At 76.0% G+C, this 2,020-nt stretch carries 2 protein-coding genes; both read left to right on the forward strand.

Annotated elements, in window-relative coordinates:
- Nucleotides 1-788: hypothetical protein (locus tag L2I40_RS22445; protein ID WP_456305760.1), on the forward strand; the 788-nt coding region annotated here is incomplete at its 5' end.
- 1 nt (nucleotide 789) lies between these two features.
- Nucleotides 790-2,020: WD40 repeat domain-containing protein (locus tag L2I40_RS22450; RefSeq protein ID WP_372491104.1), on the forward strand; the 1,231-nt coding region annotated here is incomplete at its 3' end.

Below are 2,020 nucleotides of genomic sequence, written 5' to 3' on the forward strand. Positions count from 1 at the left end.
GCCGTGGCAACGAGGTGCTGGCCGGGGCGGCGATCGGCGCCGCGGCGGGCGGCGTCGCGGGCGCGGCCGGTGGTTACTTCCAGGCGCGCCAGCGCCAGGCGGCGGACCAGGCGACGCTGGTGCGCAGCATCGCCGGCGACCTCGCGGCCGAGAACGCCCAGCTCGACCGCACCTGGTTGGCCTACACCCAGCTGATGGATTGTCGCTTCGGCACCGCGCAGCGCGTCCGCGCGGACCTCCGCGCCGGCCGCATCACGCGCCCCCAGGCGGAAGCAATGATGGCCAATGAGCGCGCCCGCGCGCAGCGCGACCTGGCGCTTGCGCGCAGCATCAACGAGAAGATCACCTCGCGCGGCGAGCAGTTCGACGTGGCGATCGAGAACGTGGCGCCCGGTACCAAGCAGGCGGCGCTGGCCGGCGCCACGGTCAGCCGTGCGGTGCCTGTCCAGGCGCGTGCAACCGTGCCGCTCAAGCTGCGGCCCGACCCCGCCGCTCCCGACGTGGCCCAGGTCAGCGCGCGGGAGCGCGTGACGGTGCAGGGACAGACGTCCGGCTTCGCGCTCGTGGAGACCAGCACGGGGGTGCGCGGCTTCGCCCCGATCGGCGCATTCCCCGAGGCGCAGCGCGCGCCCGCCCGGACGTCGCCCGTCGGCACCGGCACCTCGGCCGATGGCGATGTCCGCTCCCTCGCAGCGAGCAACATCGCTCGCCGCGACAACTTCACGCAGAGCATCGCCAATGCCGAGCGCCTCACCCAGGGCCAGGGCTTCGAGCTCGCGGCCAGCTGAGATGGCCGCGACGCGCCGTGCCCTGCTGCAGGGCACGGCGTTGCTGGCCGGCTTCGGACCGCCGCTGTTCGTGCCGGCGGGTGCGTCGGCGCAGCAGGCGCCGCGCGCCGCCGAGCCGCCGCAGCAGCCTTTCCTCCGCATCGAGGCGGTGGCGCACACCGCGCCGGTCGCGCGGCTCGCCGCGGATGCCGGCGGACGGCTGCTGGCCAGCGTCTCCGACGACAAGACGCTGCGGCTGTGGGACCTGCCGGACGGCAACCTGCGCGCCGTGCTGCGCCCGCCCATCGCGCCGGGGGAGGAGGGCGAACTCTACGCCGTCGCGCTGAGCCCGGACGGCAACCGCGCCTTCGCCGCCGGCTACACCGGATCGGCCTGGGACGGCGCCTTCGCGATCTATGTCTTCGACACCCGCGCCGGCACGCTGCTCGGGCGTCTGCCCGGCCTGCCGGCGCCGGTGCAGCACCTCGCACTCTCGCCCGACGGCACGCTGCTCGCCGCGGCGCTCGGTGGCCGCGCGGGCATCCGGGTGTGGGACGCGCGCAACGGCCGCGCGCAATGGGAAGACACCGGCTATGCCGGCGCCGCCCGCATGGTCGCATTTGCGGCGAACGGCGAGCGCCTTGCCGCGACCGGCGCCGATGGCCGCGTCCGCACGCACGAGGCACGCGGCGGGCGCAAGCTGGCGGAACGCGCGCCGGTGCAGGGCGGACGTCCCTTCGGCCTCGCTTGGTCGCCGGACGGTGCGCTGCTCGCGATCGGGTTCGAGGACCGGCTGCGCGTCGAGATTCTCGCCGCCGGCGATCTGCGCACGGTGCTCGCGCCAGACGTGACGGGCCTGGGCGGCGAGGGACTGCCGTCGGTCGCCTGGGCGTCCGACGGGCGGGGCGTGCAACTGCACGCGGCAGGCTATGCGCGGATCGCGCAACCTGCCGCACAGGTCGCACGCTCCACCGGCGCCGCACCCGGGCAGGGCGCGCGCGGCATCACCCAGGTCGCAACGCCGCCCTCCGGGCCCGAGGCGGACCGGCGCGACTTCGTCATCCGCCGCTGGACCGATTTCGGCCTCGGGCCGGCCACCGACATCCCGGCCGCGCGCGACGCCGTCGCGCAGCTCCTGCCGCTACCCGGCGGCGGTGTTGCCTATGCCGCGGCCGATCCGGGCTGGGGGCGCGTGGCGGCCGACGGCAAGCTGGCCTTCGCGCCGCGCCCGCCGGGGGCGGATTTCCGCAACA

The organism is Falsiroseomonas oryziterrae (assembly GCF_021864505.1).
Taxonomy (GTDB): Bacteria; Pseudomonadota; Alphaproteobacteria; order Acetobacterales; family Acetobacteraceae; genus Falsiroseomonas; species Falsiroseomonas oryziterrae.